The organism is Flaviaestuariibacter terrae (genome assembly GCF_054777635.1).
This window is the reverse complement of sequence record NZ_BAAHAL010000008.1, coordinates 70,246-95,351: the sequence shown is the minus strand read 5'-3', so window position 1 is coordinate 95,351 and position 25,106 is coordinate 70,246. Positions and strand designations below refer to the sequence as shown.

21 protein-coding genes are annotated in these 25,106 nt (G+C 60.4%); 15 read left to right on the top strand and 6 right to left on the bottom strand.

Going from position 1 to position 25,106, the window contains the following annotated elements; all coding sequences use genetic code 11:
* Positions 1–56 precede the first annotated feature (56 nt).
* From dinB to trmD, 6 genes are all read left to right on the top strand, one after another.
* A complete protein-coding gene (gene dinB / locus ACYU7Z_RS08395) occupies positions 57–1,220 on the top strand; it encodes a DNA polymerase IV (protein ID WP_460569343.1) in 1,164 nt (387 codons plus the stop codon).
* Positions 1,220–1,963, top strand: coding sequence for an FkbM family methyltransferase (locus tag ACYU7Z_RS08390; protein WP_460569342.1), 744 nt, complete (start codon positions 1,220–1,222; stop codon positions 1,961–1,963). Before dinB ends, ACYU7Z_RS08390 begins: the two co-directional genes overlap by 1 nt.
* Before the next feature lie 149 nt (positions 1,964–2,112).
* Positions 2,113–3,489: a M20 family dipeptidase gene (locus ACYU7Z_RS08385; protein ID WP_460569340.1), complete on the top strand. Its 1,377-nt coding sequence runs from the start codon at positions 2,113–2,115 to the stop codon at positions 3,487–3,489.
* 128 nt (positions 3,490–3,617) lie between these two features.
* Entirely contained in the window at positions 3,618–4,736 is a 1,119-nt protein-coding gene (locus ACYU7Z_RS08380) for an AI-2E family transporter (protein WP_460569338.1), read from the top strand.
* Between the two features lie 66 nt (positions 4,737–4,802).
* Positions 4,803–5,216: an RNA-binding S4 domain-containing protein gene (locus tag ACYU7Z_RS08375; protein WP_460569336.1), complete on the top strand. Its 414-nt coding sequence runs from the start codon at positions 4,803–4,805 to the stop codon at positions 5,214–5,216.
* Between the two features lie 125 nt (positions 5,217–5,341).
* Positions 5,342–6,016, top strand: a complete 675-nt coding sequence (gene trmD / locus ACYU7Z_RS08370; RefSeq protein ID WP_460569334.1) for a tRNA (guanine(37)-N(1))-methyltransferase — start codon at positions 5,342–5,344, stop codon at positions 6,014–6,016.
* Between the two features lie 230 nt (positions 6,017–6,246).
* Here the strand turns inward: trmD and ACYU7Z_RS08365 are convergent, their stop codons facing one another.
* Positions 6,247–7,257, bottom strand: a complete 1,011-nt coding sequence (locus ACYU7Z_RS08365; protein WP_460569332.1) for a PorP/SprF family type IX secretion system membrane protein — start codon at positions 7,255–7,257, stop codon at positions 6,247–6,249.
* A gap of 63 nt (positions 7,258–7,320) precedes the next feature.
* Positions 7,321–7,983: a uracil phosphoribosyltransferase gene (upp, locus tag ACYU7Z_RS08360; RefSeq protein WP_460569330.1), complete on the bottom strand. Its 663-nt coding sequence runs from the start codon at positions 7,981–7,983 to the stop codon at positions 7,321–7,323.
* Between the two features lie 155 nt (positions 7,984–8,138).
* On the opposite strand from upp, the gene ACYU7Z_RS08355 reads away from it, so the two are divergent.
* Positions 8,139–8,843, top strand: coding sequence for an anhydro-N-acetylmuramic acid kinase (locus ACYU7Z_RS08355; protein ID WP_460569328.1), 705 nt, complete (start codon positions 8,139–8,141; stop codon positions 8,841–8,843).
* The gene (locus ACYU7Z_RS08350; protein WP_460569326.1) at positions 8,734–9,267 is read left to right on the top strand and encodes an anhydro-N-acetylmuramic acid kinase; all 534 of its coding nucleotides are present in this window, start codon (positions 8,734–8,736) and stop codon (positions 9,265–9,267) included. Before ACYU7Z_RS08355 ends, ACYU7Z_RS08350 begins: the two co-directional genes overlap by 110 nt.
* 124 nt (positions 9,268–9,391) lie before the next feature.
* On the opposite strand, the gene ACYU7Z_RS08345 is transcribed toward ACYU7Z_RS08350, so the two are convergent.
* The 3 genes from ACYU7Z_RS08345 to ade form a co-directional block, all read right to left on the bottom strand.
* Entirely contained in the window at positions 9,392–10,228 is an 837-nt protein-coding gene (locus ACYU7Z_RS08345) for a YsnF/AvaK domain-containing protein (protein ID WP_460569324.1), read from the bottom strand.
* Positions 10,229–10,263: 35 nt separating this feature from the next.
* A complete protein-coding gene (locus ACYU7Z_RS08340; protein WP_460569322.1) occupies positions 10,264–10,731 on the bottom strand; it encodes a YsnF/AvaK domain-containing protein in 468 nt (155 codons plus the stop codon).
* A 74-nt stretch (positions 10,732–10,805) separates the two neighbouring features.
* On the bottom strand, positions 10,806–12,440 hold the full coding sequence (gene ade, locus ACYU7Z_RS08335; RefSeq protein WP_460569320.1) for an adenine deaminase: 1,635 nt from the start codon (positions 12,438–12,440) through the stop codon (positions 10,806–10,808).
* 193 nt (positions 12,441–12,633) lie between these two features.
* Here ade and ACYU7Z_RS08330 point away from each other — a divergent pair, with 193 nt between their 5' ends.
* Both ACYU7Z_RS08330 and ACYU7Z_RS08325 read left to right on the top strand, forming a co-directional pair.
* The gene (locus tag ACYU7Z_RS08330) at positions 12,634–13,479 is read left to right on the top strand and encodes a class I SAM-dependent methyltransferase (protein ID WP_460569318.1); all 846 of its coding nucleotides are present in this window, start codon (positions 12,634–12,636) and stop codon (positions 13,477–13,479) included.
* Between the two features lie 83 nt (positions 13,480–13,562).
* On the top strand, positions 13,563–14,243 hold the full coding sequence (locus ACYU7Z_RS08325; protein ID WP_460569316.1) for a GNAT family N-acetyltransferase: 681 nt from the start codon (positions 13,563–13,565) through the stop codon (positions 14,241–14,243).
* Positions 14,244–14,273: 30 nt separating this feature from the next.
* On the opposite strand, the gene ACYU7Z_RS08320 is transcribed toward ACYU7Z_RS08325, so the two are convergent.
* On the bottom strand, positions 14,274–15,137 hold the full coding sequence (locus tag ACYU7Z_RS08320; protein WP_460569314.1) for a hypothetical protein: 864 nt from the start codon (positions 15,135–15,137) through the stop codon (positions 14,274–14,276).
* Between the two features lie 138 nt (positions 15,138–15,275).
* On the opposite strand from ACYU7Z_RS08320, the gene ACYU7Z_RS08315 reads away from it, so the two are divergent.
* The 5 genes from ACYU7Z_RS08315 (at position 15,276) to ACYU7Z_RS08295 (ending at position 24,973) form a co-directional block, all read left to right on the top strand.
* Positions 15,276–17,633, top strand: a complete 2,358-nt coding sequence (locus ACYU7Z_RS08315; RefSeq protein WP_460569312.1) for a TIM-barrel domain-containing protein — start codon at positions 15,276–15,278, stop codon at positions 17,631–17,633.
* Positions 17,634–18,516: 883 nt separating this feature from the next.
* On the top strand, positions 18,517–21,636 hold the full coding sequence (locus tag ACYU7Z_RS08310) for a VPS10 domain-containing protein (RefSeq protein WP_460569310.1): 3,120 nt from the start codon (positions 18,517–18,519) through the stop codon (positions 21,634–21,636).
* A gap of 65 nt (positions 21,637–21,701) precedes the next feature.
* Complete coding sequence (locus tag ACYU7Z_RS08305; protein ID WP_460569308.1) at positions 21,702–22,397, top strand: LytR/AlgR family response regulator transcription factor; 696 nt, start codon at positions 21,702–21,704, stop codon at positions 22,395–22,397.
* 180 nt (positions 22,398–22,577) lie between these two features.
* The gene (locus tag ACYU7Z_RS08300) at positions 22,578–22,775 is read left to right on the top strand and encodes a hypothetical protein (RefSeq protein WP_460569306.1); all 198 of its coding nucleotides are present in this window, start codon (positions 22,578–22,580) and stop codon (positions 22,773–22,775) included.
* Positions 22,776–22,804: 29 nt separating this feature from the next.
* Positions 22,805–24,973 (top strand): ATP-binding protein, encoded by a 2,169-nt coding sequence (locus ACYU7Z_RS08295; RefSeq protein ID WP_460569304.1) that lies wholly within the window; start codon positions 22,805–22,807, stop codon positions 24,971–24,973.
* Positions 24,974–25,106: the final 133 nt, after the last annotated feature.

Here is a 25,106-nt window from a genome sequence, read left to right as displayed (position 1 = left end):
AAATCAAAACCTCCCAAAACCTTCCAAAACCCCTACCCAAAGCAGTACCTTTGGCTGTGACCTCTTCCCCCCGGCATATCGCGCACTTCGACCTCGACGCCTTCTTCGTGTCGGTTGAATTACTGAAGCGCCCCGAGCTGCGCGGCAAGCCCCTCATCGTGGGTGGCGACGGGCAGCGCGGCATCGTGGCGGCCTGCTCGTACGAGGCGCGGAAGTTCGGGATCCAGAGTGCCATGCCCTCGCTGACGGCCAAGAAGCTTTGCCCCGAAGCCATCTTTATTTCGGGATCGCACGGCGAATACAGCAGGTATTCCCGGATGGTGACGCAGGTCATCGCCGACTCGGTGCCGCAATACGAGAAAGCCTCGATCGATGAATTTTACGTGGACCTGACGGGCATGGACAAGTTCTTCGGCGTGACGCAGTATACCCGCGAGCTTCGCGAGAAGATCACCCGCGAAACGGGGCTCCCGATCTCCTACGGTCTCTCGGCCAACAAGCTTGTAAGCAAGATGGCGACCAACGAGGCCAAGCCAAACGGCTACCTTGAGGTGGCGCATGGCCGCGAAACGGCTTTCCTCTGGCCGCTCACGGTCGACAAGATCCCCGGCGTTGGCGGCGCGACGCAGCAGCAGCTCTATGGCCTGGGCATCCGCACGATCGAGCAGCTCGCAAAGACGCCGGTGGAACACCTCGAAGCCTGGTTTGGCAAATGGGGGAAAAAGCTCTGGGAAAAAGCGCACGGGATTTCCGACTCACCGGTGGAGCCCTACAGCGAGCAGAAGTCGCTGTCGCATGAAACGACATTTTCGGAAGACAGCAACGACCCGGAATTCCTCCACAGGCAGCTGGTGCAGCTGACCGAGGAAACGGCATATGACCTTCGCAAGGAGGAGCGGCTCACGGGCTGCGTGACCGTAAAAATACGGTACTCCGATTTTACCACGGTGTCGCGGCAGGAGGTGGTGGATTATACCGCCTTCGACCCGGTGCTGCTGACCCGCGTGAAAAATAATTTTGAAAAGCTCTGGAAGAAAGGGGAGAAGATCCGCCTGCTGGGCGTGCGGTTTTCGCATCTCATCCCCGTGACCGTCCAGATGAACCTGTTCGACGATTCGCTGGAGCAGCTCGAGCTGTTCCGCGCCGTCGATGCAATCAAGAATAAATTCGGCAGCGCCCTTGTGCAAAAGGCGGCGACCGTGAAAAAGAAAGAACCCTGATGAACGAGCGCCTCCAGTTATTGAAAGATGCCCTGAAAAAAGTGGCCGCCATCCTCCCGTTTCCCCTCACGCCCAACCAGCGCTACGACCGCGATACCGTGCGGGTGCTGAAGCGCGTATGCCGCCCCGATAGCAACTGTGTGGACGTGGGCACGCACCGCGGCGAGATCCTCGAGCTGATGCGTCGCGCCGCGCCGCGCGGCCACCACTTCGGCTTCGAGCCGCTGCCGCCGCTGTTTGCGCGCCTCCGCCAGCATTACGGCGGCAACCCCGCGGTGCACATATTCCCGTATGCCCTTTCCGACGTGGCCGGCACGGCCCCCTTCAATTGGGTCACGTCCAACCCGGCCTACAGCGGACTCCGCAAGCGCCGCTACGACCGGCCACACGAGGAAGACCAGAGCATCTCCGTTGAAACACGCCGCCTCGACGACGTGCTGCTGTCGTACGGACTTCCCGTGCATCTGCTTAAGATCGACGTGGAAGGCGGTGAGCTTGCCGTGCTCCGCGGCGCCACCGAGGTGCTCCGGCGGTACCGCCCCGTGGTGATCTTCGAATTCGGTCTCGGCGGCTCCGACATCTACGGCAGCACGCCCGAAATCCTGTGGGACTTCTTCAGCGCCCTCGGTTACCATATATCGCTCATGGAGCGCTTCCTCGCCGAAGAACCAGCCTTCACGCTTGCGGAACTCGCCGACCAGTTTCACGGGAAGAAGAACTACTACTTCATCGCCTACCCCTGATAAGATGTCGGATGTAGGATGGCTGATGTAAAGACACTGCCTCACATCCGACATCCGAGATCCGAGATCCTACATCCTACATTCGAGATCCTACATTCGAGATCTGACATCGTCCCTTACCTTTAGCCCATCATTTTAAACCTGACGTGATGGAACATACCCAATCGGCCTGGACCGAATACCAGAAGCAGCACCAGCAGCGCTTTCTCGACGAGATGCTCGAGCTGCTGCGCATTCCTTCCATTTCTGCGAAGAGCGAGCACAAAGACGATATGCGTAAATGCGCGGAGCTGATACGCCAGCGCCTTCTCGACTCCGGCTGCGACCGCGCCGAGGTGATGGAGACCGCGGGGCACCCGGTGGTTTTCGGTGAGAAGATCATCGACCCCTCGAAGCCGACCGTGCTTGTATACGGCCACTACGACGTGCAGCCCGCCGACCCGCTGGAGCTGTGGCACAGCGGTCCCTTTGAGCCCGTGATCAAGGAAGGTAAGGTATTCGCTCGCGGCTCCGCCGACGATAAGGGCCAGTTTTACATGCACGTGAAGGCGCTCGAAACGATGGTCAAGACCAACTCGCTCGAGTCGAACGTCAAGTTCCTCATCGAAGGCGAAGAGGAAGTGGGCTCGCCCAACCTCGGCACCTTCGTGGCCGCGCATAAAGACCTGCTGAAGGCCGATGTGATCCTCATCTCCGACTCCTCGATGATCTCGCTCGAAACACCTTCGCTGGATATCGGCGTCCGCGGCCTTTCGTATATCCAGGTGGAAGTGACCGGCCCCAACCGCGACCTGCACAGCGGTACCTACGGCGGCGCCGTGGCCAACCCGATCACGATGCTTTGCAAGATGATCGCCTCGCTGCACGACGAGAACAACCACATCACGATCCCCGGTTTTTACGACGAGGTGCTGGAAGCTTCGAAGGAAGAGCGTGAGCTGATGGCCCGCGCGCCCTTCAGCGAAAAAGAATACAAGGAAGACCTCGGCGTCAGCGACGTATGGGGCGAAAAAGGCTATACCGTCAACGAGCGCACCGGCATTCGTCCCACCCTCGAGGTGAACGGCATCTGGGGCGGCTATACCGGCGAAGGCGCCAAGACCGTGCTTCCCTCGAAAGCCTATGCGAAGATCTCGGCGCGCCTCGTGCCCAACCAGCATTCGCAAACGATCACCGAGATCCTGCTGGAGCACTTCCGTAAGATCGCGCCCAAGGGCGTGACCGTTCATGCCGAGGAGCACCACGGCGGCGAGCCCTACATGACGCCGATCGACAGCAAGGGCTACCAGGCAGCCGCCAAGGCTATCCAGACGACCTTCGGCAAAGAGCCCATCCCCGTGCGCGGTGGCGGCTCCATCCCGATCTGCTCCATCCTCGAGCGTGAGCTGGGCACCAAGATCATCTTCATGGGCTTTGGTCTCGACAATGACAACCTCCACTCGCCCAACGAGAAATACAACCTGGAGAACTACTACAAGGGTATCGAGACGATCCCGTATTTCCATAAGTTCTTCGCGCAGAGCTAACCGCATTGCAGCAAATAGAATAAGGCCGGGAGTGATCAACTCCCGGCCTTTTGTTTGGACACCCGGTACCGCAGGAACAGCAGCCCGGCCGTGGCCGGCAATTTGCTACATCTGCCCCAAAATGGGTTATGGAGAAAAGGGAGCTTCCTTTTTACGCCAAGGTCACGGTTGTTATGCTCGGGCTGGTGCTGTTTACGTTTATCCTGAAAACGCTGGGCGACATCCTCACGCCGCTGGCCTTTGCGGTCATCATTGCCCTGCTGCTCAACCCGCTGGTGAACCGGCTGGCCAAGCATAAGCTCGGCAAGATCCCCTCGATCGCCCTGGCGATGCTGCTGGCCCTGCTGGTCTTTGCCGGGATCTTTTATTTCCTTTCCTCCCAGATCATGGGCTTTGGCGAGAACCTGCCGGCGCTGAAGGCCAAGTTCAGCAGCCTCCTGAGCACCGCGCAGGTCTGGATGCAGCATAAGTTCGGCCTGTCGATGCAGAAGCAGATGCAGCTGATGAATGAAGCCGGCAACAGCAGCAAGGCGCTGATCGGCGGCACCCTCAACACGGTGCTGGGAACGGTAGGGGTGCTCCTGCTGCTGCCGGTGTACGTGTTCCTCTTTCTTTTTTACAAAACGCTGATCCTCGATTTCCTTTTCAAGGTGTTTGCCGAGCATAATGCGGCCAAGGTGTCGGAGATCCTGGGCGAGACGAAGCTGGCGATCCAGAGCTATATGGTGGGGCTGCTGCTGGAGGCGGCGATCGTGGCGGCCATGAACTCGACGGCCCTGCTCCTGATCGGGGTGAAATATGCCCTGCTGCTGGGCGTGCTCGGGGCCATCCTCAACATGCTTCCCTACATCGGCGGCATCATTGCCATCGCCCTCCCGGTGCTCATGGCTACCGTCACCAGCAATGGTTTCAGCAAGCAGCTCTGGATCGTGGGCGCCTACCTGCTGATCCAGTTCATCGACAACAACGTGCTCGTGCCGCGGATCGTTTCCTCGAAGGTGAATATCAACGCGCTCATCTCGGTGGTGGTGGTATTGATGGGCGGCGCACTCTGGGGCATCTCCGGCATGTTCCTCTCCATCCCGTTCGTGGGTATCCTCAAGATCATCTTCGACCGGGTTGATGGCCTCAAGCCCTGGGGTGAGCTCCTCGGCGACCATGTGCCGACCAGCTATGGGCGCTTTTCGCTGCGGATCAAGAAAAAGCCCGCCGTTGCCGAGAAGGTCGTGAAGAAGTCGGAAAGCTGAGGCTCGGAGTGGTCTATATTACGTTTAAATGTGCTATGTTGCGGGACCTATCGAAAATGGGTTTGTGTGAAGACAGAAAGCAAGGAAAAAGTACGCATTGACAAATACCTGTGGTCCATCCGCCTGTTCAAAACGCGCTCGGAAGCGGCGGCGGCCTGCGACTCGGGGAAGGTGCGTCTTGCCGGCACTCCCGTGAAGGCAGCCCGCACCGTCGGCATCGGCGATGAGTACGAAGTGCGCGCGGAGGCCCGCAAGTGGATCATCAAGGTCACGGGGCTGCTGCAAAGCCGCGTAGCCTACCCTGAAGCCATCAAGCACTATATCGACATGACGCCCGAGGACCAGATCGTTGATCCCAACAAGTTCCAGGCGGCGTCCTTCCACACCGGCAAGCGCCCCAGCAAGATCGGCCGCCCCACCAAGAAGCAGCGGCGCGATATTGACGATTTCACTTCCGACAGCAGCGATGTTGAGGAATAAATCAAAAATCAAAAGTCAAAAGCATTCCGGCGGAACTTTGCGTTGCTTTGTAGCCGGCTCCTGCCCCGGCGACGGCCCGTCGCGTCACCCTTTTTTGAATTTTTACTTTTGAATTTTGTAGTTCCATGCACATCGACATACTGACCGTTCTTCCCGAATTACTCGAAAGCCCGCTGAATCATTCCATTATGAAGCGTGCGCAGGATAAAGGCCACCTCACCGTAGCCGTGCACCAGCTGCGCCAGTGGGCGGTGAATGCCTACGGCCAGATTGACGACTACCAGTATGGCGGCGGCGCGGGCATGGTGATGATGTGTGAGCCCCTGGTAAAAGCCATCGAGGAGCTGCAGCAGAAGCGTCACTTCGACGCCATCGTGTATATGACGCCCGACGGCGAGCGCCTCGAGCAAAAGGCGGCCAACCGCCTGTCGCTTCTTGAAAATATCCTGATCATCTGCGGCCATTACAAGGGCATCGACCAGCGCGTGCGCGACCACTTCGTGACCCACGAGATCTCCATCGGCGACTATGTGCTGAGTGGCGGCGAGCTCGCCGCGGCGGTGCTGGTGGACGCGATCGGGCGCCTCCTGCCCGGTGTGCTCAATGATGAAACATCAGCCCTCACCGACTCGTTCCAGGACGGGCTGCTGGCCCCGCCGGTGTATACCCGGCCGGCCGAGTTCCGGGGCTGGAAGGTTCCCGACATCCTCCTAAGCGGCGACCCCAGGAAAGTAGAGGAGTGGCGCCACGACGAAGCCGTTCGGCGGACCGAGGAGCGACGACCGGACCTGCTCGATTGATGTAGGATCTCGGATGTCGGATGTCGGATTTGATAGGATCGCGTGGCGATCCTTTTGCTTTTGACGACGGTCCTATCATACCCTTACATCAGACATCCTAGATCAGACATCCTACATACGAAACGGCCCCTCGCGGGGCCGTTTCAATAAGCAGGCAGTTTGACACGTTTCCGTGTGTTGTTTGGAAATTGATTTCCGGAGGTTCGAGGGTAAAAAGTTCTATAGGCAGTTTAGAATTTCGGGCAATTCAGCTTCGGCAGGTGATCGGCCGGCTTCATGATGTAGATAAGGGAGATCTCGGCGCCACCGCGCATGTTGGAGGCGGCCTTCAGCGACGAGGTGTTGATGTCGTAGCTCATACCGGCGCGGAACGAGCCGAACTCGAAGCCTACGTACGGGATGATAGCGTCCTTGAAGCGGTACCAGCTGCCGATGTAGAGGCTCGTAGGCACATCCGACTCCTGGTTAAGGTTCCACTCGTAGGCGCCGCCCACCATGGTGTTGTTGGCGTTCGCCTGGCGGCTGTAGTTGGCGCTGAAGTGAAAGGCGTTGAACTCGCCGATGGGAAGTCGCGCGCCGCCGTGGATCGTTACGCGGGGCTGCAGGTAGTAATCGCCCTTGTTGAACGTCTCCTTGTGGCGGTTGAGGTGGTACATCGACACACCCAGGTAAATATTGTTGTCGCCGTTGGTCGTGCCCGAGTAGAGCGCGCCGGCATTGACGTCGAGGTAGGAAACTGAGAGCTTGCCTTTATCCGAGAAGTCTTCCGAGGTCACGCCGGTAAAGCCGTCGGAGCGGAGCATGTCTTCGAAGTTGAGGCCCACTGCATTGAGGCGCTTGTTGACATAAGAGCCCTGGAAGCCGAGGCCGATCTGGTTGGCGCCTTCTTCGTCGAGTGCTTTGTGGTAGGAGGTAGAGAAGGAAACAACGTTGTTCTGGAGAACGCCGTTACCGCTTTTGTCGGAGAACATCATCACGCCGAAGCCGAACACGTCGTTCTCGGGGATGCGGCCTTTCAGGATGCCCATATCAACCGAAGCGGTATAGGTAGTGAAGGCGTTGTTGATCGTCGGCCACTGGTTGCGGTAGTTGCCCGCGACACGTACGGTGCCGTCGAATTTACCTGTGAGCGCCGGGTTCAGCGTCAGGGGCGATACGAAAAACTGCGAAAAATTAGGGTCCTGCGCCTGTGCTGCTCCGAATCCGAGGCACAGAAGAAGGGTGACATAAAGACGGTTCATGCTCACATAAGTTAGGAGATGGAAAATTATGATTTATTTTAATACGCCCCGAAAAAAGTTGGCTTAGCTCTGGATTTTGACGCCGAAGGCGAGGTCGCCAGCATCGCCGAGTCCGGGCACAATATAACCTTTCGCCGTCAATTCCTCGTCAATGGCGCCGCACCAGATGGTGGCGTCGGGGATGTGGCGCTGCACATGCTCGATGCCCACGGAGCAGGCGATCGCCGTTACGATATGGATGTTTTTCGGCTCTGCTTCCTCGCGGAGGTACTGCACCGTTTTCACCAGCGACGCGCCTGTGGCCAGCATCGGGTCGGAAACGATGAGGATGCGGTTTTCGATGTCGGGGGAGGAGTAATACTCCAGGGCGATCTCAAAGGAGCCGTCCGCGTTGTGCTTCCGGTAGGCCGATACAAAGGCGCAGTCGGCCTTGTCGAAATAATTGAGCAGGCCCTGGTGCAGCGGCAGGCCGGCCCGCAGGATGGTGGTGAGCACGGGCTGCTCGGAAAGCACCTGTGCCTCGGCGGTCCCCAGCGAGGTGGTCACGTCGCGCCGGGTGCTGGGAAGTATCTTGGAGATCTCGTAGGCCGCCACCTCGCCGATGCGCTCGAGGTTGCGGCGAAAACGCATGCGATCCTTCTGGATCTCGGTGTCGCGCAGCTCGGATACCCAGTTGCTTACCAGCGAATGCTCCTCGCTCAGATTGATTACCATTCCTGTAGACATAGCCGCCAAAACTAAGATAAATGTGCTAATCTGCTAGTCGGCTAGTCTGCTAATATTTGGATGTGCCCACTTGCCTTCCCCGGGCAGGTGCCGAGCTGGTTTTTTGGGCATTAGCACATTAGCAGACTAGCACATTAGCAGATTATATTCGCGGCATGATTTACCGTGCCATGGGCCTGATGAGCGGGTCGTCGCTGGATGGACTCGATCTTGTGTTTGCCGAATTTCATGTCAATGCCGGTCACTGGACCTGGGAGATCCGAGCTGCGGCGACCTATCCCTACACCGACGAATGGGCCGGGCAGCTGCGCACAGCGGCGGACCTGCCGGCACGCGCCTACCTGCAACTCGATGCCAACTACGGCCGCTACCTCGGCGACGCGGTGAACCAGTTTATCGAGGAGCATGCGCTGCACTACCAGGTGGGGCTTGTTGCCTCGCACGGGCATACCGCGGTGCACGCACCCGTCGACGGCGTGTCGGCGCAGCTGGGCGACGGTGCCACCATCGCCGCCGCAACGGGTCTCGCCGTGGTAAGCGATCTCCGCTCGCTCGATGTGGCCAACGGAGGCCAGGGCGCACCGATCGTGCCGCTGGGCGAGAGCCTGCTCTTCACCGACTTCCGCCTTTTCCTCAACCTCGGGGGCATCGCCAATATATCGGTACACAACGGTCCGCCGCTGGCCTTCGATGTATATATCGGTACACAACGGTCCGCCGCTGGCCTTCGATGTATGCCCCGCCAACCGGGTGCTCAACACGCTCGCCGGAAAGGCCGGCAAGCCCTTCGACGACGGCGGCCGCCTCGCCGCAATGGGCACGGTAAACGCCTCGCTGCTGGCGCAGCTCAACGCGCTTGATTACTACCCGAAAGCCGCGCCCAAGTCGCTGGCCAACGAGTTCGGCACCGAGGTGATCCTGCCGCTGATCGAGCAGGCCGGCCTCAGCCCGGAAGACGCGCTGGCTACCTACACCGAGCATATCGCCGTACAGATCGCAGATGCCTTTGAAGGCTATGCCGGGGAGCTCGAGAACCGGAAGCTGCTGATCACCGGCGGCGGTGCCCGAAATACTTTTCTCGTCAGCCGCCTCCGCGAATGGCTCGACGACCACCGCATCGAGGTCGTTGTGGCCGACGATGCCCTGGTCGATTACAAGGAAGCGCTCGTGATGGCACTGCTCGGGGTGCTGCGCTGGCGCGAGGAGAATACCTCGCTGGCATCTGTCACCGGTGCCCGCAAGGACAGCATCGGCGGCGCCATCTGGCTCGGGCAGGAAGCCTGAGCAGCGTGGCCGGTCGATCGAACACGCAATACTCATTCAGGAATTACATCGTAAGAACAGCTTGCTGAAATGTAATGGAGAAGCCCCCGAAAACGGGGGCTTCTGTCATAAGCGCCGTCGCCTGTTACAGCGGGCGGCTATTGGTATCGTCCAGCCGGCCGGGATCCGTAGAACTACGGCCGCGCTCATTGGTCTTGTCCACATCGATGTCGGTGCGCCGCAGCGTGTCGCGGATCGTTTCGTTGCGCTCGGTCACTTCCTTGCGCACCCGCACCTCCTCCACCACACGCGCCTCCTTGTTCACCACCGGCACCTCTGCGCGCTCGGTAAGCTCGATGTTGCGCTCGCGGAAGGCCTCACCTTCGTTGCCGTTCAGCGGCCGGTCGACAGCGGTTCGCTCGACGGTTACATGCTCTTCACGCAGGCGGATATTCTCTTGCACCGGTTGCTCCACAATGCGGCTGCGTATCTGCACGCCACCACGCTCCACTTCGCGCTTGCCCAGCTCGAGGTGCTCCTCTACGCGCGGGATCGTAGTAGTGCGCTCGTCCGATACGGGCTGCCCTTCGCTGCCGCGCTCGCTCCGCGTGTCGGCAATGCCGTAAGCGCGGTCACGCTCATCGACGTCGATGGCGCCGCAGCGGTCGAGAATCTGGGAGGCCGTCTCTGCTTCATCGCGCGAAACCGCATGCACGGTTACGATCGTGTTGCTCCGCTCCGCCACGCGGGTATAACGCTCCGAAGAAGCTTTATCGGAGCCGAAAAGGTTGCGGAAAAAATTCGAGATTGGATTTTCGCCGCGCGCAGCGTCGCCGCTGCGCCCGCTGCTCACGTCCGTGCTGCCCCTGCCGCCGCTCGAAAGGTCAATGCGGTCGCGGCCGATGCCCCGGCTCATCAGGGTTCGGATCGCTTCCTGTGCGTCGCTGTTCCGGTCAAAAAAACCTACCACTGTCTGTGCCATAAATCCTCCTGTATTTTAGGGTGTGCTGCGAAAAACTAAAGACGTTTCTTGTTGCCATTACTGTCGGTGCGGATGACCTCGACGTGCTCTTTGAGCAGGGTGATCTGCTGCACGTGCGGGGTGGAGCTCACGCGCTTCGTGAGGTGTACCTCTTCGGTCACCTCGTAGCGCTTTTCAATCACGAGGATCTCCTTGACCACCGGAACGATGATCGTATCGCCCTCCTGGCGCGGCACCGGCGGCTTCGCATATACGTCACTTTTGGGAACGCGGGTAACGTCGTAGTGCTCGGACACGAGCGGTATGTTGAGTGCCGCTTCCTCCTCGCGCACGGTTTTCCGCACCGATACGTGGCCGGTTTCAACTACTTCCTTTTCTACGGTAAGAAATTCCTGAATGACCGGTACAACGATCTCTTCGTTTTCACGGGCCATCTCCGGCTGCCGGGGCTGCTCCTGCTCGTTGCCGCGCGGCTCACTATTCCACTGGTTGTTGTTCTCCATAGCGGTTAGGTAGCCGCCAATTCCGTGCCCGTACGCATTTTGGGGTCTGTTAAGATTCCTCTAAAGCAGGCCTGCTATTTCGTAACGAACGAAAAGCTGTCGCCATCGAAAAGGCCGAGGTCGCTGAGCTTCAGGTGGGGGATCACCAGCAGCGCCATAAAGGAGAGGGTCATGAACGGAGCGCCCAGCCCGGAGCCGAGTCCTTTGGCGGCGCGGTCGATGGCCGAGTATTTTTCAGCAACTGTATAGCCGTCCTCCGCGCTCATGAGCCCGGCAACGGGAAGGGGAAGGACGTATTCCTTCGATCCGTCGATGCAGCTCACCCCGCCTTTGGCGGCGATCACCGCGTTGACGGCACGGCAAAGGCTTTCATCGTCGGCGCCCACGGCCACGATGTTGTGGCTGTCGTGCGCAACCGAGGAGGCAATGGCGCCACGCTTCAGTCCTATGTTCTTAATGAAAGCCGTTGCCACGGGCGCCTGCTTATAGCGGTTCACCACCGTGATCTTGAGCACGTCGGCTTCGGTATCCGAAACGACATGGCCCGCGACAACCTTCGGCGGAAGCAGCAGCTTGTTGGTGATCAGCTGGCCGTCGAGCGCTTCAATGACCGGGATCGTTGCCGCGCCGCTATGGGCCACGGCGAATTCTCCGGGCTTCTTGGGGGCACAATCAAACTGGTTGATGATCCCCGCCATCGGCGCCTCGACAAGGCTCTTGCCGCCTTCGGCCACCTTGCGCCCGTCGATCCAGGTTTGCAGCACCTCGAAACGCTCCAGGTCCCTGACAAGAATAAAGTCTGCCGGGTCGTTGAGTTCCAGCTGGCCCAGCTTCATGCCGTAGTGCACCACGGGGTTGAGGCAGGCTGCCTTCAATACTTTGAATACATCGATTCCCTTCGCCACGGCGCGCGCGCAGAGCTCATTGATATGCCCTTCAACGAGCGAGTCGGGGTGCTTGTCGTCGGAGCAGAACATGATGACGTCCTCGTGGTCGTGGAGCAGGTCGATGAGCGCCTCGAAGTTGCGGGCGGCGCTGCCTTCGCGGATGAGGATCTTCATGCCGTGCTGCAGCTTGTCGAGCGCTTCTTCCTTGGTAAAGCACTCGTGATCCGTAGAAATACCGGCATCGATATATTGCCTGGCTGCCTCGCCGCGGAGCCCCGGTGCGTGGCCGTCGATCACCTTGCCGTATTTCTTCGCCAGCGCGATCTTCTGCAGCACCTCGGGGTCGCCATGGAGCACGCCGGGAAAGTTCATCATCTCGGTGAGGTACACGATCTCCTTCCGCTGGAGCAGCCGGTCGATATCGTGCACGCTGATCACGGCGCCGGCGGTTTCGAAGCTCGTGGCGGGCACGCAGCTCGGCGCGCCGAAGTAAAACTTGAAGGGCACGGTTTTGCCGTTCTCGATCATGTAGTCGACACCGGCTACGCCGCACACATTGCCGATCTCGTGCGGATCGGAGATGGTTCCCACCGTGCCGTGCACCACCGCGAGCCGCGCAAACTCCGAAGGCACCAGCATGGAGCTTTCCACGTGCACGTGCGCATCCACGAAGCCGGGCAGCAGGAAGGGAAGCGCTGACGCGTCGCCCTCATAGGGTGCGAAGGCAGTGATGCGACCGTTCTCGATCGTGATGGTGCTGGGCTCGATCTTCTTTTGCGCGATGCGTACCAGGCGTCCGGATATGCTGATGGGCGTACTCATGCGGCGAATCTAGCCAAAGATGCCGAACCGGGCGCCCGCTTCGCCGCTCAGTTCCGGCGACCAAAAAAAAGCGGTCCTACGCTGAGCTTCGCAAGGTCGCGCCGCCACTACATTTGGTAATCTCAGTCCGGTGCGCCGCCGCTGCGCGGGCAACCCCTTGAAAGCTGTATTTCTTCACCCAAAAAAAGTGGTTATGAACGAAACAGCAACGACCCCTGCGGTCGCAACAAACCCCAACCAGGCCTTATGGGAAAAGGGCGATTTCACCCAGCTCGCCAACACGATGCGCGAAAGCGGAACCGCGCTTGTGGCCAGTCTCGGCATCCGTCCCGGTATGGATGTTCTGGACGTCGGCTGCGGTGACGGTACCACGGCGCTACCGGCGGCCCGGCTCGGCGCCAACGTGCTCGGCGTCGACATTGCCCGCAACCTCGTGGAAGCCGGCCGCAAGCGGGCCGAGGCCGAAAGCCTCGGCAACCTGCGCTTCGAGCAGGGTGATGTTACCAACCTGGAAGGTATTGCCGATGCGCGCTTCGACCTGGTCATCAGCATCTTTGGCGCCATGTTCGCGCCGCGCCCCAACGACGTGGCCCGCGAGCTCGTGCGTGTTACGCGCCCCGGTGGCCGCATCGTGATGGGCAACTGGATCCCCGGCGACCCGACGCTGGTGGCGCAGATCCTGCGGATCGCTTCGGCTTATACACCGCCGCCACCGGAGGGCTTCGTCAGCCCGATGCTGTGGGGCGTGGAAAGTAACGTTACGGAGCGCTTCGGCGCTGCCGGCATCCCGCCGGAGAACATCCGGTTCGAGCGCGACACCTACACCTTTCGCGCACCCTTTTCGCCGGCAGCGTTTCTTGAACGCTTCCGGTATTTCTACGGTCCGACGATGAATGCGTTCGAAGCGGCGGGGAAAAGCGGCAAGGAAGAGGCCCTGCAGCAGGAGCTTGAGAACCTGTTTACGAGCCAGAACCAAAGCGGTGACCCAACTACACTGTCGATCCCGGCAACCTTTCTCCGGGTGACGGTGCAGCGATAGTGGAGCAGTACGCTACAATTGGAGGGGCTTCGGCCCCTTTTCTGTTCTGCTTCCCCGCTTGCGGGCGCCCCTATCTTTGGCCCATGCAGCAGCTGCTCCAAAATTCTGTGTACGAGGCCCTCAGCTCCGGCGACGCACGTCTCGGTACACGCCGCGGGAACGTGGCCTTTTTCGATGCCGACGTATCTCCTTTTGTGGGTTTCCCCGAGGGGCTTGCGGAGGGATTTGCGGAGCTGCACGCATTACTGCCGGCGGGCCGCAGGATCCTGTTTGCGCGCCCGGAGCCACTGGCGATCCCCGGCGGCTGGACGCTGCGAGTGCATATTGAAGGAGCCCAGTTTGTATACGAGGGTGGGGCGGATGCGCCTCTATCGGCAGTGGAGCTGCAGCCGCTCGGGCCGGAGCATGTACCCGAAATGATCGCGCTGACGGCGCTGACGAAGCCGGGCCCCTTCGACAGGCGGACCATCGAGTTCGGGCATTACTACGGCGTGTTCGAAGCCGGGCGCCTTGTGGCGATGACGGGCCAGCGCTTGCATCCGGGAAATTACTCGGAGATCAGCGCCGTATGCACGCACCCCGATTTCCTCGGCCGGGGCTACGCGGCTGCCTTGATGCAGCAGCAGTTGCGGCTCATGCGCGCCGCAGGAACGACGCCCTTCCTGCATGTGCGTGCCGACAATACACGCGCGATCGAGCTCTACGAGCGGTTGGGATTCAGGCGTAGCCGGCCGATGCAATTTTATTTCATGGAGCGACTATGAACTGGCGGGCCGGCAACCCGCACGCTTCCGTCAATACGTATACTGCAGCTGGTAGGTACGGCTGGCCGACTGTACATTCATCGTTGCGGAAAGCGGGTACCCATCGGCCCGGTAGGTATACGCCAGTACGTCGTCATACCAGATCGGCTGTGCCATATACTGCGTAGAATAATGGGTCAGGTTATGACGCTGGCGGAACTTGACATCGATGCCGCCCACGAGCACGCCACGGAAATAATACCGGTTATCGGGAATGAGCGCCAGCTCGGGACGGTACAGCGGATTGGGATGATCGTCGTACTGAAAGCGATGTGCCGGGTAGAAATTACCGGTGTCGCGCTGCTGGCTGAGCAGGCCGTTGGCGGCCGTAAACTCGTAGGTGTCCTGTATATCGTTTTGCAGTGTTACGAAGGCGCCGCTCTGCGTAATGGTCATTGCCTGCTGGCGGATGGACACCGACCCACCGATAATATCGTGGTCGGAACATAGGGAATCGTAAATGAGCCGGCCCGCCGCGTCGTAGCGATAGAACATCGTATCCAGCACCACCCCGCCGCCATCGCTGTAGTGCTCCCGGCGTGTGACCTTATAGGGAAGGCTGTCATTACCCTGGTAATAGTACCGGTCGTGCACCCAGGGACCGGTATACAGCGAGTCGTAGCGGTCGTACTGCACAATGCGGCGCTGGCTGTCATAGCTAAAGCGCTCGAGGAAGAGGGTGTCGCCGAGATCGCCGTAGCCATGGGGCATTCCATTCTGGAGGATGACAAATTGCTTCAGCAGCGTTGAATCGCCAGCCGTGGAGGTTCTGCTGGCGGCTTGCTGGAGGGTCGTTTCTTTCTGGCAGCCTGTGATCATGGCCAGGATCAGGATTGCCGGCAGTAGTTTTCTCATTGTCAGGTTGGTTCAGTTTCGGGCACGTAAGATACTTCATTTCGACAACCGGTCAACCGTCACCGGGGCGTGCCTGCTGCCCTGCTTTTTTGCCGGCGCTGGCAACTTCATCGTAGTTTGTGGTCGATAACGATTTTTATGAAGCGCATACTCCTACTCGCCTCCTTTCTCCTGGCCGCCGCCGGCCTTTTTGCCCAAAAGGGACTGCCCTGCAGCTGGGGCACTGTCGACGCCGTTTCGTATGGCAAAAACATCGTCAAGATCACGGTGCACGGCAACTGGCCACGCAGCGAGCAGGTGAGCGACGCCGTTATAGCGCGTCCTGCCGCAGGCGCCGTAAACCTCCGGGCGTTGGGCCGCGATTCGTTCCAGCTGGCCGGGGGCAGCACGCTCCGCTTCACGCTCTTCCGCCAGGGCGACACCGCCGGCTTCCGCTTCTTCCTCCGCAACGGCGAGCAGCTGCATGGCGGCGGGGAACGCGCCCTCCCGCTCGATCGCCGCGGCTACCGCCTCAACCTCAATAACAATCCCTGGTACGGCTACGGCGAAGGCGCCGACAACCTCAATTACAGCGTGCCGTTCTTTACGTCCTCGGGCGGCTACGGCCTCTTCTTCGACAACCCCGCGCGCAGTTACGCCGATCTCGGTAAAAAGGCGGCCGACGTGCTCGAATGGGGGGCACCCTCCGGCGAATGGAGCGTGTACGTGCTCTTTGGCGATCCCGCGCAGGTGCTGGCGGGCTACCACCGCCTCACGGGCACGCAGCCGCTGCCGCCGCGCTGGGCCTTCGGCAACCTCATGAGCCGCTTTGGCTACACGAGCCAGCAGCAGGCACAGGAGATCGTTGGCAAGATGCAGGCCGACGGCGTTCCCGTTGAGGCCATCATCTTCGACCTGTTCTGGTTCGGCGATTCCATCAAGCACACGATGGGCAACCTCGATTGGGTGAACCGCCAGAAGTGGCCCGACCCGAAAGGCATGATCGACGGTTTCAGCAAGAAGGGTGTTCATACGATCCTCATCACGGAGCCTTTCCTCGTGGAAACGTCCAAAAACTATACGGCCTCGAAGCCTTACCTCGCCGTCGACAGCGCGGGCAAGCCCTACTACCTCACCGACTTTTACTTCGGCAAGGGCGGCCTCCTCGACATCTTCCGCAAAGACGCGCAGGGCTGGTTCTGGAGCTTTTACCGGCGGCAGATGCAGCTGGGCGTGGAAGGCTGGTGGGGCGACCTCGGCGAGCCGGAGCGTCATCCCTCCGACATGTACCACAACCTCCGCGACCTGGGTTTCAGCAAGCGCCTCTTCCGCGCCGACGAAGTGCATAATATCTATGGCCACGCGTGGACGCGCATGCTCTACCAATACTACGCGAAGGAGTATCCCTCGAAGCGCCTCTTCAGCCTCAACCGCAGCGGCTTCGCGGGCTCGCAGCGCTACAGCATCTTTCCCTGGACCGGCGACGTGGGCCGCAACTGGAGCGGCCTGCGCGCGCAGCTGCCCACGCTGCTCGGCATGACGATGAGCGGGGTTCCGTACGTGCACAGCGATGCCGGCGGCTTCGCCGGTGGCGAGGGCGACGGCGAGCTGTATGTGCGCTGGCTGCAGTTTGCCGCATTCACACCCATCTTCCGCCCGCACGGCACCGCGCTTTACGAGGTGGACAAGGCGGCAATCTCGTTCCCGAGCGAGGTGGCGCTGATCGATACGCCCTGGCATGCACCGGCAAAGGAAGCCGTGCGCGCCCGTTACCTCTTCTTACCGTATAACTACAGCCTCGGATACCTGCAGGCTACGAAAGGGAAGCCGCTGATGGCGCCCCTGTATTATTACTACCCCACCGATACCACTGTAGCCCGCATCCAGGACCAGTATTTCTGGGGCCCGAGCCTGATGGTCTGCCCGGTGCTTGAGAAGGGCGCTACAAGCCGCCGCCTGTACCTGCCGGCAGGAGCGTGGTACGACATGAACGGCAAGCGATACGAGGGTGGGCGCTGGATGGAATTGCCGGTGAAGCTGGCGACCATTCCGACCTTCCTGAAGGAAGGCGCCCTGCTCCCCACGCAGCAGGCCGCCCGGATGGTCAACACGGCCAACGACAGCGCCGCGCTGCCGCTGCTCTATTACTGCCCTTCGGAAAAGCAAACGCAGTTTACCTGGTATCTCGACGACGGTGTATCGAAGGGCGCGATGGCTTCGGGAAAGTACACGCTGCTGCAGTGCAGCGGCCAGCAGAAGGATAATGTGATCCGTGTGAGCGCCACTCCCAGCAACGGCCTCTATGCCCGCAAGCGCCTCGGGGTGCTCGTAGCCGGCGTGACCACCCGCCCCGTAGAAGTACGGGTCAACGGCAAGGCCGTGCCGATGCTTGGTTCTCAAGGCAGCACTGCGCTCCAGGGACAGGCCTCCGCGTACTGGAGCGAGCTGTACCACACGGTGCTGGTGAATACGGCTAAAGGGATGAAGCAGGCGGTGAAGATTGAGGTAAGGATGTGAGGTTTGGAAATTTGCCTGTAGGATAGGGGCATCCATCCCTGCAAAGAAATCCCGTTCGCGGGCGAACGGGTGGATAGTATACCAATGTCGGTCTAAAGGAAGCCGGATCACCCACGTAGTGCGAAGCGGGATGCAACCGGTATTTGTGCTGCCGACACAATGCAAACGTTCAATATACGCCAGTCACTAAGCGGTAACAGGAGGCACCGGCGACGCCGGCGAAGAGATCCCGTTCGCAGGCGAACGGGATGACGGCGCAATGCGCCGTACGCAGCACGCCCCATCGGAACTGCAGCGAGTAATGAATCAATTCACTAGGGGGCCCCGCGGGATCTGCTCCCCGGGCCCCATCTCCGGATGGCCCGGGCATCGAGCCGCTCGCATGGGGCCTTCACGCACGGCGCGTAGCGCCGTCATCCCGGCGGCTTGCCGCCGGGACCTTTCGACGTAGCTCGTAGCAACCGGGTGCACTACCGCCGGGACCTTTCGACGAAGCTCGGAGCAACCGGGCGCACGGCCGCCGTTACCTTTCGCCGAACCTTGGAGCGACCGGGCGCACTGCCGCCGGGACCTCTCAACGAAGCCCGGAGAGTTCGGGCGCACTGCCGTCGGGACCTTTGACGAAGCTCGGAGCAACCGGCGGCTTGCCGCCGGGACCTTTCGACGAAACTCGGAGCGACCGGACGCACTGCCACCGGGTTCTTGTCGAAGCCTGCTGCCGGGTGCACCCCTGCCCGCATCCTTCCGCGTTTACCGTCGGCACCTTTCGAAATGCAGCACAACGAATGAATGCACCGCCGCCTGCACCCCGCCTATTCCATTCCAAGCGCGCTCGTTCCGAATACCGGCACGCCGTATCTTTCAACAGCAAACTCCAACCATTATGCGCCGACCCTTACTCCTTCTTGCCCTGTTGCTTTCTGCCACGCTCTTTGCGCAAAAGCGCCGCGCGGCCCCGGCCACCGATCCCGACTCCGCGCTCTTTGCGCGCCTCCGGTTCCGCCTCGCCGGCCCCTTCCGTGGCGGGCGTGTGGCCGCGGTATCGGGCAGCACGCGGCAAAAAGGCACGTTTTACTTCGGCGCTACCGGTGGTGGCGTGTGGAAGACGACCGACGGCGGATCGAACTGGAAGTGCGTTTCGGATACATACTTCGGCGGCTCCATCGGTGCCGTGAGCGTGGCGCCTTCCGACGACAACATCGTATATGCCGGGGAGGGAGAGAATACACTTCGCGGCAACGAAAGCGAGGGCCTTGGCGGCGTATGGCGCTCCGACGACGCGGGCCGCACCTGGAAAAACTGCGGCCTCGCCGATGCCCGCCACGTGAGCCGCATCCTCGTTCACCCCCGCGACCCCAACACCGCCTGGGCCGCGCTCATCGGGCACTCCTTCGGTCCCAATGAAACCCGCGGGGTTTACAAGACCACCGATGGCGGCAAGACCTGGAAGCGCACGCTTTTCGTGAACAACCTCAGCGGCGCGGGCGAGCTCGCCATGGAGCCCGGCAACCCGCAGGTGCTCTACGCCGGCATGTGGCACGTGCTGCGCACGCCCTGGAGCATGGAAAGCGGCGGCGACGGATCGGGGCTCTGGAAAAGCACCGATGGCGGCGAAACCTGGACCAACCTCTCGGCCCGCAAAGGCCTTCCGAAAGGCACCTGGGGCATCGTCGGCGTCGCCGTGTCGGCAACCAACCCCGATAAAGTATATGCGCTGATCGAGAACGCGGCCGGCGGCCTCTTCGTCTCAGCCGACGGTGGCGATACCTGGACGCTCGCCAGCAACGACAACAACATCCGCCAGCGTGCCTGGTACTACTCGAAGATCTTTGTAGACCCGAAAAACGAGAACACTGTTTACGCACCCAATGTCAACTTCATGCGCAGCCGCGACGGCGGGAAAACCTTCCAGCCCCTTTCGGTGCCGCACGGCGATTGCCACGACCTCTGGATCGACCCCGAAGACGGCAACCGGATGATCATCGGCGACGACGGCGGCGCGCAGGTTTCGTTTGACGGCGGCGCCGGCTGGAGCTCGCTGATGAACCAGCCTACCGCGCAGATCTACCGTGTTTCTACGGATAACAGTTTTCCCTACCGCATCCTGGGCGCGCAGCAGGACAACAGCACGATCCGGATGCGGAGCCGTGGCCGCGGCCGCTCGGGCATCACCGAGAGCGACTGGGAGCCGACCGCAGGTGCCGAGAGCGGCTACGTGGTGGCCGACCCGCTGAACCCCGATATCGTTTACGGCGGCAACTACGGTGGCTATATCTCGCGCCTCGACCACCGCACCGGTGAGAACCGCGCGGTATCGCCCTGGCCCGACAACCCCATGGGCGCCGGCGCCGACGTGCTCCGCTACCGCTTCCAGTGGAACTTCCCCATCTTCTTCTCGCCCCACAACCCGAAGCGCCTCTATGCCGCGGGCAACGTGCTGTTTGCCACCGAAGACGAAGGCGCCACCTGGACGCAGCTCTCGCCCGATCTTACCACGAACGACAAGAGCAAGCAGGCACCCAGCGGAGGTCCCATCACAAAAGACAACACCTCGGTCGAATACTACTGCACCATCTTCACCGCGCTCGAATCGCCCTACGAAAAAGACCTGCTCTGGACCGGCTCCGACGACGGCGTCGTATCGGTGAGCCGCGACGGGGGCAGGAACTGGGCGAACGTAACGCCGCCCGGCGCCCCGAAGTGGATGCTCTGGAACTGCGTCGAGGCCGACCCTTTCCAGAAGGGCGCAGCGTACTTCGTGGGCACGCGCTACAAGCTCGACGACTTTCACCCGTATATCTACAAGACGGAGGATTACGGAAAATCGTGGAAGCTCCTCAGCGCGGGCATCCCGGCGATGCACTTCACGCGCTGCCTCCGCGCCGACCCGAAGCGCCCCGGGCTGCTCTATGCCGGCACCGAGTACGGGCTGTACCTCTCACGCGACGGCGGGCTCAGCTGGCGTCCCTTCCAGCTCAATCTCCCCCAGGTGCCCGTTACCGATATGACCATCAAGGACAATGACCTTATCGTAGCCACACAGGGACGCTCCTTCTATATCCTCGACGACCTGGGGCCGCTCCAGCAGTGGGACGCCGGCACGTCGGCAAAGCACCTGCAGGTATTCACGCCGGCGCCGGCCTACCGCCTCGCCGGGGGCGGAGGCGCTTCGTTTACAACGGCGCCCCGCAATGCCGGCGCCAACCCGCCGGGCGGGGTTACCGTGCCTTTCTGGGTTTCTTCGCTTACCGACAGCAGCCTTATCCGTGCCGTGGTGCTCGACAAGGATCATAAGGAGATCCGCAGCTACAGCAGCAAGGCGAAGGAAGATGCACAGAAGATCGATGTGGCTCCGGGCTTCAACCGCTTTTCCTGGAATGCGCTCTACCCGGAGTCGGAACGGATCGAGGGGATGATTCTCTGGAACGGCGTGCCAGGGGGCATTCTCGCGCCCCCGGGACAGTATTTTGTGCGGATCGTGGTGGACAGGGACTCGGCGGAGGTGCCGGCCACCATCCTTCCCGACCCGAACTACCGGGCAAGCGCAGCCGATTACGCGGCGCAATTCACCTTCCTCAAAACGGTGCAGGATAAGTTCAACGAAACGCAGAAGGCCATCAGGGATATCCGCGCGCTGCGGAGCCGGATCGAGGGCTTTATGACGCTGCAGGGCAAGGACGTTCCGAAGGAGGTGAAGGAGCAGGCCGACACGATCCAGCAGCGGCTCACACGGATCGAGGAGGCGCTGTACCAGACGAAGGCGAAGAGCGGGCAGGACGTGCTCAATTATCCCATCCGCCTTAACGACAAGCTCTCGGGCGTATTTGATGTGGCCAACAGCGGCAACTTCGCCCCGAGCCGGCAGGCGCAGGAAGTATACCGGGAGCTGGCCGCGCAGATCGATACCGAGCTGGCGCGCTTCCGGCAACTGCGCGAAGTGGAGATAAAGCGCCTCAACGAGACCATCCGGGAAAAAGCATTGCCGGTGATTGGCGTGCGGTAGGTTTTTTCCCTAACTTTCGGGCGGAAGCTACCGAAAACGAAATCGAGAACCAGATCATCCTAACCATGAAGTGTATCATCGTAGACGATAATAAAATGGCCCGTATGGCCATGAAGCAGCTGGTGGGCCAGGTTAAGGACCTGGACCTGGTAGCCGAGTGTGAAGACGCCATGGAGGCGTATAATATCATCAACAAGCAACCCATCGATCTGATCTTCCTCGACATCGAAATGCCGGGCATGACGGGTCTCGAGCTGACCAAGAACCTGGGCAACAAGTCGCCGCTCATCGTATTTACCACGGCCAAAACCGATTATGCCGTTGAAGCCTTCGAGCTCAACGTGGTGGATTACCTGGTGAAGCCGATCCAGCCGGGACGCTTCCTGCAGGCCGTGGAGCGGGCACAGGAAACGATGGCTTCCGACAAGGAGGAAGTGAAGGTGGAAGCGCAGGAGTTCGTCTTCGTCAAAGACAACGGCATCCTGAAGCGCATCAACGTGGAGGAGATTCTTTACCTCGAAGCGATGGGTGATTACGTGAAGGTGCATACGCCGCAGAAGTTTCATGTGCTGCATGCAACGCTGAAGTCGATCGAGGAGAAGCTGTCGCCGCAGAAGTTCATCCGCGTGCACCGCAGCTATATCGTGTCGCTGAGCAAGATCGATTTTATCCAGGAAGGTGTGATTTCGATCGGCAAGGCTTCGGTGCCGGTAGCCGATACCTACCGGACGACCCTCAACAAGCGCCTCAACCTGCTCTGATTTCGACAGCCGGTTTGCCCGGTTCGCCGAATAAAAGAATATACTTAGCTAAAACAGGGGTCAGAGCCGATCCCTGTTTTTATTTTCGCGGGCGGTGCAGTAATACCGCCCAACTGCCTCCGCGGAGGTCTACAACCAAAACTATCGGTTCTCCGGAGCCGGCCCGAAAAGGCAACTTGTATGCATAAACGCTTTCTCCTGCTGTTTATGGCCTGCCTGGCCATCCTGATCGGTTCGGAGTATTTTCTCCTCACCGAGGTCTACAATGGCCGTCGCCCGCTTGTGCTGTTCCTGTCCGGCGCGGGCCTCCTCTCCAGCATCACCGTCTTCTGGATTACCTACCGCCGGTTCCGCCGCGCGGTTGCTACAGCTGTCTAAGCCGCCTTTTTCGTACATTAGACCCCTTGATGAAGGAAGGTCGCTTAAAATACCTCGCACTCTGGTTTTTTATCATTGGCGTACTGCTGATCGTGTTTATCCAGGTGATCACGAGCGAGAACGTGAAACGCCTGGCCGATGGCAACAAGCGCCTGCTGGCCGAGGTGGCTACGCAGGGCAAGCTCCGGCGCCTCGAAGCCGACGTGCTGACCGTTGAAAGCGACATCCGCGGGGCCGTCATCACCAACGACCGCGACCATATCAGCGGCGTCAATGCGAAGATCGACGGCATCCGGAAGAACCTTGCCGACATCCGCGACGACCTCGACGCGCCCGCCCTCCGCGGCGACCAGCAGGAGCTCGGGCAGCTGGTCGAAAACAAGATCCGCTTCAGCTACGAAATACTCAATGCCTACAATACGCTCGGGAAAGACTCCGGCGAGGCCGTCATCAACAGCGGCCGCGGGAAGCGCCTCCGCGACAGCATCGAGCAGGTCGTTGCCCGCCTCGACGGGGCGCGGCAGGCCAGCCTGAATAATATCGTGGGCGACATCGAGCGCAACGGCCAGCGCGCCAACTACATGGGCCTCGGCCTCGCCATCATCGCCTGTATCGCCTGCGTGCTTGCTTTCCTGTACGTTGTCAACAAGGGGCGGCAGCAGGAGCGGATGATCCTGATGCTCAACGAATCCGAAAAGCGGATCAAGGAGGGAGCCCTTATCAAGGAGCAGTTCCTGGCCAACATGAGCCACGAGATCCGCACGCCGATGAATGCCATCCTTGGCTTCACCAACCTTCTCCGCCGCTCGCACCTGACGCCGCAGCAGCAGCAATACATCGAGTACATTTATTCGTCCAGCCAGAACCTTCTTACCCTCATCAACGACATCCTCGACCTCTCCAAGATCGAGGCCGGCATGATGCACATCGAGCAAACGCCTTTCAGCCTCAACGGGCTCGTGGGCTCGGTGCAGGTAATGTTCGAGGAAAAGGCCCGGCAGAAAGGACTTCAATTTACAATCAACGTGGAGCCCTCGATCCACGACACCCTCAGCGGCGACCCGGTACGCCTCACGCAGGTGCTCATCAACCTCCTGAGCAATGCCGTCAAGTTCACCGAGCGCGGCTTCGTGCATTTTGAAGTAACGGCGCTGAGCCAGACCGAAGACCAGGTGGTGCTCCAGTTCCGGATCAAGGATTCGGGAGTCGGTATCCCGCCGGACAAGTTGAGCAGCATCTTTGACCGCTTCCAGCAGGCGGAGGCCGAAACGACCCGCAAGTTCGGGGGCACCGGCCTTGGCCTCGCCATCGTGCGGCAGCTGATCGACCTGCAGGGCGGGCATATTCATGTGGAAAGCGAAACGGGCAAGGGCTCGGAATTTACCGTGCGGCTGCCCTTCACCAGGCTGCACAGCGAGGCCGGCGACAAGCAGCGTGCGCTCGACCCGGTGCAGAATACGATCAGCGGGATGCGGATCCTGGTGGCCGAAGACAACCAGATGAACCAGCAACTGATCCGCCACCTGATGCGTCAGTGGCATATGGACTACCTGCTGGTCAACAACGGCCGCGAAGCCGTGGAAGCCCTTCGCCGCGAGCCCTTCGCCGCGGTGCTGATGGACATCCAGATGCCCGAGATGGACGGCTACGACGCCACGCAGGCGATCCGCAACGAGCTTCACTCCGAAGTGCCCATCATCGCGATGACCGCCCATGCCATGACGGGTGAGAAGGAACGCTGCCTGTCGTTCGGGATGAACGATTATATCTCCAAGCCGATCAAGGAAGGGGAGCTTTATTCGATCCTACAGCAACATTACCAGCCTATGTCCGCATCGTCTGCCTCCACGCCGGTGATCAACCTGAACTACCTCCACGAGCTTTCACTCGGCGACAGCGAGTTTGAAAACGCCATTGTCCGGCAGTTCATCGTGCAGGTACCCGAGGAGCTGAACCTGCTCCAGGAGGCCGTTCAGGCGCGCAACCTGATGCAGATCAAGAGCATTGCGCACGGGATGAAAAGCTCGGTTGCCTATCTGGGTTTGACGGACCGGCTGCAGCCTTGCCTGCACCGCATGGAGGTGGAAGCCGTGTCGGGCGCCGACGACGATCACTTTGCCGAGGACCTCGCCGAAGTGCGCAAAGTTTGCGAGCAGGCGGTGCTCGAAGCGAGGACCCTACTGACCCCCGCGGGCTAAGTGTGAATCCTTACAATTTCCACCGGCTCATTTGCAGACCTTGACCGCCTTTTTTAACGGTTTGGACGATAGAAATTTTTTTGCAGAGCCTTTGGAACGTAGCTTTACAACGTAATCGAAGCAAAACAGAACA